Genomic DNA, 10630 nt, shown 5'->3' on the forward strand with positions numbered 1-10630 from the left:
AATATGAGTGATTATTTAGTAAAAGCATTAGCGTTTGATGGACAAGTCAGAGCATATGCAGTCAGAAGTACAGATACCATAAATGAGGCTCAAAGAAGGCACGGTACATGGCCGACAGCCTCTGCTGCCATCGGTAGATCGATGAGCGCGGGAGTCATGATGGGTGCCATGCTGAAAGGTGAAGAGAAGCTGACCATCAAAGTTGAAGGAGACGGTCCTCTTGGAGCTATCATTGTAGATAGTGATGCAAAGGGAAATGTAAGAGGCTATGTAACAAACCCTCAGGTCCATTTTGATTTGAATGAGCACGGAAAGCTGGATGTAAGAAGAGCAGTGGGTACTTCGGGGACACTGTCGGTCGTTAAAGATATCGGTATGCGTGACCATTTTACCGGGCAGGTGCCTATCGTATCCGGTGAACTTGGAGAAGATTTCACGTATTACTTTGTGACATCTGAACAGGTTCCATCTTCAGTAGGGGTAGGGGTTCTAGTGAATCCTGATAATTCCATCCTTGCGGCAGGGGGCTTCATTATCCAATTAATGCCGGGAACAGCTGATGAAACCATTACTGAAATTGAGAACAGGCTTAACGCCATTCCGCCTGTATCCAAATTAATTGAAAAAGGTCTCACACCTGAGGAACTTCTTCAGGAATTGCTGGGCAAGGATAATGTTAAAATCCTTGAGAAGATGCCTGTACAATTTGAATGCCGTTGTTCCAAAGACCGCTTCGGTGATGCCATCGCCAGCTTAGGGTCGGATGAAATCCAGGAAATGATTGATGAAGACGGCAGTGCTGAAACTCAATGTCATTTCTGCAACGAAACCTACCATTATTCAATAGAAGAGCTGAAAGCTTTGAAAGATGAAGGTGAAAATCTGCAATAACATCTAAGGGGTTGGGTGCGAAGGTGAGATTAAAGAGATCGGTATTGATAAGTTTGATCTTTATTCTGACAGCAGCAAACGCATTGACGTTGCTGCTTTATTTTACAAAGTCCGAAACTGACGCAGGGCAGGCAAAGCTTGCTGCAACTGAAACGGCAGCATCAGTAGGTGCTGAAACAATCAGCAGGGAAATGTGGATGTATGAAATGGAACAGCGTTATGGAAAAGAGGTCCTCAGGGAGATGATCAATCAAAAGGTCATGGATCAGCTCGCCTCCCAGTATGATATAAAGGTCACAGATGAGGAACTTGATAAAGAAATTACTTTGATCAAGAGTATATACAATACACATGATAAGGAACTGGCGGCAAACGAAGAAATACTGAGAGAAAGAGTCAGGATGGAGCTTCTCTTGGAAAAGGTGGTTACCAAGGATGTTAATATCCCTTCTGAGGAGGTAGAACGATACTATCAGGAGAACGAGGATCAATACTCCATCCCCGAAATGTTTAATCTCTCTCAAATCGTCGCCGATACTCGTGAAGAAGCTGAACAGATTGCCAGTGAAATCAAAGACGGGTCCAGCTTTCAGGCTTTGGCAATGGAACGGTCAATTGACGGAGCTTCAGCGGTCCAGGGTGGAAATATTGGATATATTCCCGCCGGTTCGCATATATTAGCAGGGGATACTGCTGACAGCATCAAGTCGCTGGATGCAGGAGATTTTTCGGAGGTCATAAAGGCGGATGAGAAATTCTATATCTTCCTCCTCCATGATAAGCTGGAAGCCGAGCAGTATTCTTTGGATGATGTTAAAGACCAAATCCGCAGGAGACTCGCAATGGAGCAGGTGGAAAAGTCCATTAAGCCCGAGGATTTCTGGGATGACCTTGATGTCGAATGGTTTTATGAGGGAAGCCTCTAAGTTTTTCAGGCAATGAAAAAAACTGGTTATATAGTTGAGTTGAGAAGGCTGGTTGATGAAAGAAGTCCGGTATTTGCCGTGCTTCTTTTTTGTAAGATAGGGTAGTATCAAAATTTTAAAAAAGTACATTATTTAATAGCGTTGTTATTTTCCTAATTGGATGGAGTTGATGATTTCCGCTTCAGGTGCGCGACTCCGCGGGGCGGGCGTTGAGCCTCCTCGGCTTCGCCTGCGGGGTCACACCTGTCCCGCTAATCCCGCAGGAGGTCGCACACCTTCCGCTCCAATCACATTTTGATTAAATTCTTAACTAAAGCCTTTCATTTCTAGAATTAAATACTGGGTTCAAAACATCAGTATAAATCTTCTTTGTGTATGGATAAATTAAATGGTACTTAAAATTGATTAAAAACATAATCAGCTATCTATGTAAAATATTAAGAATCCAGCAACTCCATCCTCATAGGTTCTCGGCACAAACTTAACCTATTGGGGTCATTATCCCAGGAGAATCAAAATGAAAAACCGTCTTTTTTGGAGAATATTTGTCTGTCGCGGCTAAACGGGGCACTTGTGCTTTTTATGTAAATAGGCACTTCAATGCTGATAGAGAATCCATATGTTTGACATGTTTACAGAAAATTGATAATTTTAATGAAAACCCATCAAACTACTTGGGATTAGGAGTGATAGTATGGCAAGAATAGCAAACTCAATCACCGACTTAGTGGGACAGACGCCGATTGTTAAACTCAATCGTCTCGTGGAAGAAGATAGCGCTGAGGTTTATTTGAAATTAGAATATATGAATCCTGGCAGCAGCGTAAAGGACAGAATCGCTCTTGCGATGATCGAGGCTGGAGAAGAGTCCGGGAAATTAAAATCTGGGGACACAATTGTGGAGCCGACAAGCGGAAACACAGGTATCGGGCTGGCGATGGTTGCAGCGGCAAAAGGATACAAGGCAGTGCTGGTCATGCCGGATACAATGAGTATGGAACGACGGAACCTCCTCCGTGCCTATGGAGCAGAATTGGTCCTCACACCTGGCTCTGAAGGAATGGGCGGTGCCATTCGCAAGGCAGAAGAGCTCGCTGATCAAAAGGGCTTCTTCATGCCTCAGCAATTTAAAAACGAGGCAAATCCTGAAGTTCACCGGAGAACGACAGGGAAGGAAATTGTTGAGCAGATGGATAGTCTGGATGCCTTTATTTCTGGAATCGGCACTGGGGGTACCATCACAGGCGCAGGTCCGGTGCTGAAGGAGCACTTCCCAAATGTGAAAATTTACGCAGTTGAACCTTCTGATTCACCGGTATTATCCGGAGGAAGCCCTGGTCCTCATAAGATTCAGGGGATAGGCGCCGGCTTCGTACCAGACATTTTAGATACGGCGGTTTATGATGAAGTCATCACTGTACAAAATGAAGAAGCATTTGATTTTGCCCGGCGTGCGGCTAAAGAAGAAGGGATCCTTGGAGGGATATCTTCAGGTGCTGCTATCAGCGCGGCGTTAAAAGTGGCTAAACAGCTTGGCAAAGGAAAGAAAGTGCTGGCAGTGATTCCTAGTAACGGTGAAAGATATCTAAGTACCCCGCTTTATCAATTTGAAGACTAAACTACTCAAGATCAGGAAGCTTTTTTCCTGATCTTTTTTTATTGTATGGAGAATGAGAGTTGGGAAATAGATTGTTGGCAGTGGCTTGTATGGTATAACACTTTTTTGATAGGACTGAACAGGCACTGGACAGTAAAAGGAAAAGAAAAAATCTAAGGAACACCATACCTTATATCGAAAACCCAACATGAGGGCTGTTCGCTTATTACCATGCATTTTGACTATGAAACAGCAATGCGATTCATGTATGATGGAAGGAGAGAAAAACTAGGAGAGTGAACCATCCGTGGATACTAAACAACTTCATTTAGAAAAAATACAATCCTCGAAAGCAGATTTTTTTCATGCCTATGAATCCCTGACGGCTGAAATCGATCATCATATCCTTCTTGAAAGCGGCCGGGGCGGAAAATACAGCATTGCCGGGTTCAACCCGGTATCTATACTTAACGCAAAGGATAATAGAGTGGAAATCTGTGAAAATGGCAGCGTGGAGATTGTGTATGGAGATCCACTGGATGTGTTGTACAGCAGGCTTCAAAAACGGCATATGGAAAGAGATCCGGCGCTTCCTGATTTTCAGGGCGGCGCAATGGGGTTCATCAGTTATGACTATGCGCGCCAAATTGAAAGACTGGACACCACTGCCGAGGATGACCTCCAAATTCCGGATCTTTATTTCATGGTGTTTTCCCATTGGGCAGTCTATGACCATGAATCGGAGCACGTATGGCTGATGGCTGATGAAGAGGGAGCGCAAACATTTGAAGATTATGTGAATGCGTGGAAAAAGGGGCTGCTATCGACACCTGTAGATAAGAATGATGCTATAGGTGAGGCCTCGGTTGACCGAACCTTTTCTATGAATGAAGGGGAGTTCATCTCAGCTGTAGAGAAGATTCAGTCCTATATCAAGGAAGGGGACGTGTTCCAGGTTAACCTGTCTGTAAGGCAGTCACAGAATCTGGCAGCTTCTCCCTATGCAATCTATAAAAAACTGAGGCAATTGAATCCATCCCCTTATATGAGCTATGTGCACACCCCTGATTTTCAAATTGCATCGGGATCTCCTGAACTTCTGGTGAAAAAGAAAGGAACAGAGGTCAGTACAAGGCCGATTGCCGGTACCAGGTCCCGCGGCGCAAGTGAAGAGGAAGACCAGCTGCTGGCTGATGAGTTGATTCATAATGAAAAAGAACGGGCGGAACATGTCATGCTGGTGGATCTTGAAAGAAATGACCTGGGGAGGGTCTGTCAATACGGCACAGTCGAAGTCGATGAGTTTATGGTCATTGAAAAGTACTCGCATGTCATGCATATTGTTTCCAACGTTAGAGGGACTCTGGCTAAGAATAAAAGCGGCAAGGATCTGATCAGGTCTGCATTCCCGGGAGGAACCATAACAGGCGCCCCTAAGGTGAGGACCATGGAGATTATTGAAGAACTTGAACCGGTCCGAAGAGGGATTTATACAGGTTCGATCGGCTGGATCGGTTTTAATGGAGATATGGAACTGAACATCGTCATCCGGACGCTGTTAGCTAAAAATGGACAAGCCCATATTCAGGCAGGAGCGGGAGTAGTAATTGATTCCAATCCGGTGCACGAATATAAGGAGTCACTGAAAAAAGCAAAAGCTGTATGGAGAGCAAAAGAACTGGCAGAGGGTGCAGACAAATGATTTTAATGATAGATAACTTTGATTCCTTCACATATAACATTGTTCAATATTTGGGAGAGCTTGGTGAAGAGATCGTCGTCAAAAGAAACAACGAAATCAATATAGCCGAAATCGAACTGCTGGCTCCGGACTATCTTATGATATCGCCTGGGCCCTGCACACCCAATGAAGCAGGAATAAGCCTTGAGGCAATCAGCTATTTCGCTGGCAAAATTCCGATTTTTGGCGTCTGCCTTGGGCATCAGGCGATTGCCCAGGTGTTTGGCGGGCAGGTCGTGAAAGCGGACAAGCTGATGCATGGAAAGACATCATCCGTCAGCCATGATGGAAAGACTCTTTTTGAAGGGGTTTCCAACCCTTTTCAAGCGGGACGCTACCATTCTCTCATCGTACGGAAAGAAACGCTGCCTGAATGCCTTGAAATCACTGCGGAAACCGTGGATGAAGAAATTATGGCCATCCGCCATAAACACCTTCCGATTGAAGGCGTCCAATTTCATCCCGAGTCCATCATAACCGAAGAAGGAAAACAGCTTCTTGCCAATTTCCTCACTAATTATAAGAAGGCGCCGGTACCTGTTTAGGGGGGGACGAGAGTGTATTTATTTTTAAATGGTGAAATACTGCATAAGGAAGAAGCGAGAATTTCTCCCTTTGATCATGGCTTTCTATATGGTATGGGTCTTTTTGAAACAATGAGGACATACCGCGGCCATCCATTTTTGCTGCAAGATCATATTGATCGTCTGCAAATGGGCCTGGATACGCTTAATATAAGTTTGGACTTAAAGAAGCTGGATATTTACGGTATGATTACTTCCCTCTCCAAGAAAAACAATATGGAGGACTCTTATCTCCGCCTGAACATATCGGCAGGGGAAGGAGAAATAGGACTGAGAACGACACCCTATGATCAGCCGAACATCCTGCTTTTGCAGAAGGAACTTCCGCCTTTGATACCGCTCAGGGAAAAAGAAGCGGTCCTGCTTAAATTAAGAAGAAATACTCCTGAGACACCGGTAAGGCTGAAATCGCTCCATTATTTCAATAACATTGCGGCCAAAAGAGAGGTTGGCGATGACCCTGGTAAAGAAGGGCTGTTCCTGACAAAAGAGGGTTATATTGCTGAAGGTGTGACTTCCAATGTTTTCTGGGTTTCAGATGGAAAGCTCTATACGCCCTCGCTGGAGACAGGAGTATTGAATGGAATCACCAGGGAGTATCTTTTGAGACTGGCGCGAGTATTGGGGATACCTAGTGAAGAAGGTTTATATACCAAAGAAGCCCTCCTGCAGGCGGATGAAGCTTTTTTCACAAACTCCGTCCAGGAGATCATCCCGATCCATACTTTTGAGGGCCGGACTTTCCCGGGTGAAAAAGGGCGGATCACTCATCAACTATATTCGCATTACGAGCGCGATTCCAAAGTGCTTTTTTCTAAAACCGAACTTCAGGGGAGCTGATATACATGACTTCTTCAATTATTAAAGCAGGGCCTTATCAGCTGGACTATCAAAATAGAACATTGGTGATGGGCATCCTGAATGCCACTCCTGACTCCTTTTCTGATGGAGGAAGGTTCAATGAGATAGAAGAAGCGGTCCTCCGCGCAAAGGAAATGGTCGAGCAGGGAGCGGATATCATAGATATTGGCGGAGAATCGACCAGGCCCGGGCATGAACCTGTCCCGGAAGAAGAGGAAATTGAGCGGGTATGCCCTATTATAGAAGCCATTTCAAAAGAAGTGGATGTGCCCATCTCAATTGATACATACAAAGCCGGAACAGCAAGAAAAGCCCTGGAAGCAGGTGCCCATATCATAAACGATGTGTGGGGAGCTAAAAGGGAGAGAGCGATTGCAAGTGTGGCGGCAGAACTAAATGCTCCTATCATTCTGATGCACAACCGCGAAAACATGGACTACCAAGATTTTATAAAAGATGCGCTGAAGGATGTCCAGGAAAGTGTGGATATCGCATTGGAAGCAGGGGTTCCAAGAGGAAATATCATTCTCGATCCAGGCATAGGGTTTGCCAAAGACTTAAATCTCAATCTTGAAATGATGAGAAACCTTGACCAGTTAACAGCCATGGGATATCCGGTCCTTCTTGGAACTTCAAGAAAACGGATGATCGGAACCATCCTGGATCTGCCTGTAAATGAAAGAATGGAAGGGACGGGTGCCACCGTCTGTTTTGGGATTCAGAAAGGCTGCCAGATTGTTCGTGTCCACGATGTGAAAGAGATCAAGAGGATGGCGGTCATGATGGATGCCATGCTTGGAAAGGGTGAGTATGTTGGATAAAATCAAAGTGAAAGATATGGAATTCTACGGCTATCATGGAGTGTTTCCTGAAGAAACGAAGCTCGGGCAAAGGTTCAGGGTAAGCCTTTCATTGGAGATGGACCTTTCAGAAGCAGGAAGAAGCGACAATATTGATGACTCTGTGAACTACGGTGAAGTATACTCTTTATGCAAAGAAGTTGTCGAAGGCGAACCATACAAACTGCTTGAAGCTCTTGCGGAAAAACTGGCGGAACGGATACTGGGTGATTTTTCTAAAGTTAAGAACTGCACGATAGAAGTCATCAAACCAGATCCCCCGATTCCGGGCCATTACCGCTCTGTATCCGTAGAAATCACCAGGGGGCGCTGATATGAAGAAGACGGTCTATCTATCATTGGGATCCAATGTAGGAGACAGGGAACAATACCTGAAAAAAGCCATCCAACAATTGAATGAGCATCATGAAATTGAAGTGGCCGGGGTTTCCTCCATCTATGAAACCGATCCAGTAGGCTATACGGATCAAGGGGAATTTTTAAATCTAGTTTTGGAAATCCGAACATCCTTGTCGCCCCATGCTCTTCTGAATCAATGTCTTCAAGTAGAAAAGGACCTTGGAAGGGAACGCGAATTCCGCTGGGGACCGAGAATAATAGACCTTGACATTTTACTCTATAATCAAGAAAATATTGAAACAGAAGAACTAATTGTTCCTCATCCGCGCATGCATGAAAGAGCCTTTGTGCTCATGCCTCTGGCGGAACTGTCCCAGACAATCAAACATCCTAAGTTTAATACCTCTATTATGGCTCTTTTAGACGAAATACCTGATAAAGAAGGAGTTCGGTTATGGAAACAGATAAGTGGGGAAGACGTATACGTGCATTCAGAAAACTGAAAGGTTTAACTCAGGAAGGGCTGGCCAAGAAGCTGGGCATTTCTGTTTCTGTTCTGGGGGAAATCGAAAGAGGCAGCCGTCTGCCTTCAGAGGATTTCCTTGATAATGTGGCCGAGCTCCTGGGGATCCAGCGAGAGGACCTGGAACCTTCAGACGATAAATAGTTTTATAGTGTGCGGAGATTAGATCATGTTTAAACCAGCAGCCGATCCATGAGTTTGGCGGATAAGGTCCTGGTGAGTTAAAGATTTAGGCAGGGTATCGCCGGGGGACTGAAGTGCTGAGAAGCGTCAGTCCCCTTTCTAGTCAAATGAGTTAACTTGGCGGGCAGGGGATTTTCGCTGTAAAAACCACCTTTTTCAATTAAAGAGGCCTTTAGGGGTGTTCGAATAACATATATTGTGTAAAATAGTATGGTATAAAATCATATAGGCTGATTTAATAACGCTCTTCTCGTTAATATTGTTGAAAGGGATCACTTTCAAATTCAATTCAGTAAAAAGAGCGTGCAATCATGGCATATCGTGAATGCAGCTTTATTTAAAACTAGCAGATAGAACAGGAGTGAAAGAAATGAGTCACGAAGAAATTAATGACCAGCTGCGGGTGAGACGTGAAAAGATGGACAACCTTCGTCAAAAAGGATTAGATCCATTTGGGAAACGTTTCGATCGTTCACATACTTCTCAAGAAATCAAAGAACAGTTTGATTCCTTTACGAAAGAGGAACTGGAAGAAAAAGAAGTTTCAGTTACCATCGCAGGAAGAATCATGACGAAACGAGGAAAAGGAAAAGCGGGCTTTGCCCACATACAGGATCTTGCGGGCCAAGTCCAAATCTATGTGCGTAAAGATGGTGTCGGCGATGAGGAATATGAAATCTTCAACACAGCCGATCTGGGAGACCTTGTTGGGATCACAGGAACAGTATTCAAAACAAAAGTAGGGGAATTGTCTATTAAAGCAAAACAGTTCATCCTTCTAACTAAGGCATTAAGGCCGCTTCCTGAAAAATTCCATGGCTTGAAAGATGTTGAGCAGCGCTACCGCCAAAGATATCTTGACCTGATCACGAGCCAGGAAAGCAAGCAGACATTCATTGCACGAAGCAAAATCATCCAATCCATGAGAAGGTACCTGGACAACAACGGATACCTTGAAGTGGAAACGCCAATGATGCACGGGATTGCCGGTGGAGCTTCAGCGCGTCCTTTCATTACGCATCATAACGCCCTTGATATGCAGCTGTATATGCGTATCGCTATCGAGCTTCACTTGAAAAGGTTAATAGTCGGCGGGATGGAAAAGGTGTATGAAATCGGGCGTGTATTCCGAAACGAGGGAGTTTCCACTCGCCACAATCCGGAATTCACGATGATCGAACTGTATGAAGCATACGCTGACTACCGTGATATTATGGCTCTTACGGAAAACCTGGTTGCTCACATCGCTAAAGAAGTATTCGGTTCTACTTCCGTTCAATACGGGGAGTACGAAGTGAACCTCGAGCCGGAGTGGACACGCCTTCACATGGTAGATGCAGTAAAAGAGCACACAGGAGCTGACTTCTGGAAAGAAATGAGTGACGAAGAGGCGCATGCTCTTGCGAAAGAACACGGCATAGAAGTGAAACCAACCATGCAATACGGCCATATCCTTAACGAATTCTTTGAACAAAGGGTAGAGGACAAGCTTATCCAGCCAACATTCATCTACGGCCACCCGGTGGAAATTTCACCTCTTGCGAAGAAGAATGATGAAGATGGACGATTCACTGACCGATTTGAATTGTTTATCGTCGGCCGTGAACACGCTAATGCATTCACGGAGCTGAATGATCCTATCGATCAAAGAGAGAGATTCGAAGCTCAATTGAAAGAAAGGGAAGAAGGCAACGACGAAGCGCATATGATGGATGATGATTTCATCGAAGCGCTTGAATACGGTATGCCTCCAACAGGAGGGCTGGGCATCGGCATCGACCGCCTGGTGATGCTGCTCACAAACTCACCTTCCATTCGTGATGTACTGTTATTCCCATTAATGCGTCATAGGGACTAAATGGTTTTAAACTCCGGCTGTCATCGGCCGGAGTTTTTTATTTTTATTTTAAAAAAGTATTGCACGGCTTGCTGAATGGTGGTATATTATTATCTGTTGCCGCGAAACACCTCGGCTGACACAGAAAATATTTTCAAAAAGTTGTTGACTCAGCTTCTTGAAAATGCTAAGATAATCAAGTCGCCAAAAACGAGCGACGAAAGATTGAACCTTGAAAACTGAACAAAACAAGACAAACAAAACGTCAACGTTAAACTAGTAAGAACA

Annotated in this window: 11 protein-coding genes; all 11 read left to right on the forward strand. The window is 44.6% G+C overall.

Annotation, left to right across the window (positions count from 1 at the left end; all coding sequences use genetic code 11):
* The first annotated feature begins 3 nt into the window (after positions 1-3).
* The 11 genes from hslO (at position 4) to lysS (ending at position 10363) form a co-directional block, all read left to right on the forward strand.
* A complete protein-coding gene (gene hslO, locus B9Z54_RS09675; protein WP_113928199.1) occupies positions 4-891 on the forward strand; it encodes an Hsp33 family molecular chaperone HslO in 888 nt (295 codons plus the stop codon).
* Between the two features lie 44 nt (positions 892-935).
* Positions 936-1817, forward strand: a complete 882-nt coding sequence (locus B9Z54_RS09680; RefSeq protein WP_113928200.1) for a peptidyl-prolyl cis-trans isomerase — start codon at positions 936-938, stop codon at positions 1815-1817.
* A 694-nt stretch (positions 1818-2511) separates the two neighbouring features.
* Entirely contained in the window at positions 2512-3435 is a 924-nt protein-coding gene (gene cysK, locus B9Z54_RS09685) for a cysteine synthase A (protein ID WP_113928201.1), read from the forward strand.
* A gap of 286 nt (positions 3436-3721) precedes the next feature.
* Positions 3722-5116, forward strand: coding sequence for an anthranilate synthase component I family protein (locus B9Z54_RS09690; RefSeq protein ID WP_113928202.1), 1395 nt, complete (start codon positions 3722-3724; stop codon positions 5114-5116).
* Positions 5113-5700, forward strand: a complete 588-nt coding sequence (gene pabA / locus B9Z54_RS09695; RefSeq protein ID WP_113928203.1) for an aminodeoxychorismate/anthranilate synthase component II — start codon at positions 5113-5115, stop codon at positions 5698-5700. Before B9Z54_RS09690 ends, pabA begins: the two co-directional genes overlap by 4 nt.
* A 12-nt stretch (positions 5701-5712) precedes the next feature.
* Positions 5713-6579, forward strand: coding sequence for an aminodeoxychorismate lyase (gene pabC, locus B9Z54_RS09700; RefSeq protein WP_113928204.1), 867 nt, complete (start codon positions 5713-5715; stop codon positions 6577-6579).
* A gap of 5 nt (positions 6580-6584) precedes the next feature.
* Positions 6585-7421, forward strand: a complete 837-nt coding sequence (folP, locus tag B9Z54_RS09705; protein ID WP_113928205.1) for a dihydropteroate synthase — start codon at positions 6585-6587, stop codon at positions 7419-7421.
* On the forward strand, positions 7414-7773 hold the full coding sequence (gene folB, locus B9Z54_RS09710; RefSeq protein WP_113928212.1) for a dihydroneopterin aldolase: 360 nt from the start codon (positions 7414-7416) through the stop codon (positions 7771-7773). The genes folP and folB overlap by 8 nt, the downstream gene beginning before the upstream one ends.
* A 1-nt stretch (position 7774) precedes the next feature.
* Positions 7775-8302, forward strand: a complete 528-nt coding sequence (gene folK / locus B9Z54_RS09715) for a 2-amino-4-hydroxy-6-hydroxymethyldihydropteridine diphosphokinase (protein WP_113928206.1) — start codon at positions 7775-7777, stop codon at positions 8300-8302.
* Positions 8254-8466 carry a helix-turn-helix domain-containing protein gene (locus tag B9Z54_RS09720; protein WP_113928207.1) on the forward strand — a complete coding sequence of 71 codons (213 nt, stop codon included), beginning with the start codon at positions 8254-8256 and terminating at the stop codon, positions 8464-8466. The genes folK and B9Z54_RS09720 overlap by 49 nt, the downstream gene beginning before the upstream one ends.
* A gap of 400 nt (positions 8467-8866) precedes the next feature.
* Positions 8867-10363 (forward strand): lysine--tRNA ligase, encoded by a 1497-nt coding sequence (gene lysS, locus B9Z54_RS09725; RefSeq protein WP_187444482.1) that lies wholly within the window; start codon positions 8867-8869, stop codon positions 10361-10363.
* The last annotated feature ends 267 nt before the right edge of the window (positions 10364-10630 follow it).

This window comes from Bacillus sp. P14.5 (genome assembly GCF_003316765.1).
Lineage (GTDB): Bacteria > Bacillota > Bacilli > Bacillales > Bacillaceae_B > Rossellomorea.

Excerpts from the sequence above, each read along its gene's own strand:
- cysK (WP_113928201.1), top strand. The coding sequence starts at position 2,512 with ATGGCAAGAATAGCAAACTCAATCACCGACTTAGTGGGACAGACGCCG.
- pabA (WP_113928203.1), top strand. The coding sequence starts at position 5,113 with ATGATTTTAATGATAGATAACTTTGATTCCTTCACATATAACATTGTT.
- B9Z54_RS09720 (WP_113928207.1), top strand. The coding sequence starts at position 8,254 with ATGGAAACAGATAAGTGGGGAAGACGTATACGTGCATTCAGAAAACTG.
- folK (WP_113928206.1), top strand. The coding sequence starts at position 7,775 with ATGAAGAAGACGGTCTATCTATCATTGGGATCCAATGTAGGAGACAGG.
- hslO (WP_113928199.1), top strand. The coding sequence starts at position 4 with ATGAGTGATTATTTAGTAAAAGCATTAGCGTTTGATGGACAAGTCAGA.
- folP (WP_113928205.1), top strand. The coding sequence starts at position 6,585 with ATGACTTCTTCAATTATTAAAGCAGGGCCTTATCAGCTGGACTATCAA.